Here is a 930-nt window from a genome sequence, read left to right as displayed (position 1 = left end):
CGCCGCCGGCCAGCGCCAGCGAGCACTCCCCGCGGCCCAGTGCCTGCGCGGCCAGGTGGAGCGCGACGAGCGCGGACGAGCACGCGGTGTCGACCGTGACCGCGGGGCCCTCCAGCCCGAAGGTGTACGACAGCCGGCCGGAGATCACGCTCAGCGCCGAGCCGGTGCCGAGGTGGCCGGCCAGCTCGGCAGGCGGGCTGTAGCCGCTGCCGGACGCGCCGACGAACACGCCGGTGCGGCTGCCGCGGACCGCGGCCGGGTCGATGCCGGCGTTTTCGAAGGCCTCCCAAGCGGTTTCGAGCACGACCCGCTGCTGCGGGTCCATGGCCAGCGCTTCCCGCGGCGAGATGCCGAAGAACCCGGCGTCGAACGCGCCCGCGTCGGGCAGGAACCCGCCCTCGCGGGCGTAGGAGGTGCCGGTGCGGCCGCCTTCGGGGTCGTAGAGCGCGGCCAGGTCCCAGCCGCGGTCGGCGGGGAACTCCGAGATCGCGTCGACCTCGCCGGACACCAGCGTCCACAGGTCGTCCGGGGAGCGGACGCCGCCGGGGAACCGGCAGCTCATCCCGACGATGACGATCGGGTCGTCCGCGGCCGGGCGGCGGACGGCGGCCGGCGCGACCGGGGTCTCGGCCACTGCGCCGGTCAGTTCGCCGAGCAGGTACCCGGCCAGTACCAGCGGCGTCGGGTAGTCGAACACGAGGGTCGCGGGCAGGCGCAGCCCGGTGACGGCGTCGAGCTGGTTGCGCAGCTCGACCGCGGTCAGCGAGTCGAAGCCGAGCTCCTGGAACGCGCGCGCCGGGTCGACCGCGGTGGCGGAGGCGTGCCCGAGCACGACGGCGACCTGCGCGCAGACCAGGTCGACGACGGCCTGCTCGCGCTCGTCACCGGTCAGCCCGGCGAGCCTGCCCAGCAGCCCCGCGCGTCCGGCGC

1 protein-coding gene is annotated in these 930 nt (G+C 76.1%); it reads right to left on the bottom strand.

Going from position 1 to position 930, the window contains the following annotated elements; translation table 11 throughout:
• Positions 1–930: type I polyketide synthase (locus tag G3I65_RS23615; protein ID WP_160698036.1), on the bottom strand; the 930-nt coding region annotated here is incomplete at both ends.

It is taken from the genome of Amycolatopsis sp. SID8362, from assembly GCF_010550475.1.
GTDB lineage: Bacteria > Actinomycetota > Actinomycetes > Mycobacteriales > Pseudonocardiaceae > Amycolatopsis > Amycolatopsis eburnea.
The sequence above is the reverse complement of the archived record's forward strand: the minus strand, read 5'-3'. Positions and strand labels throughout refer to the sequence as shown.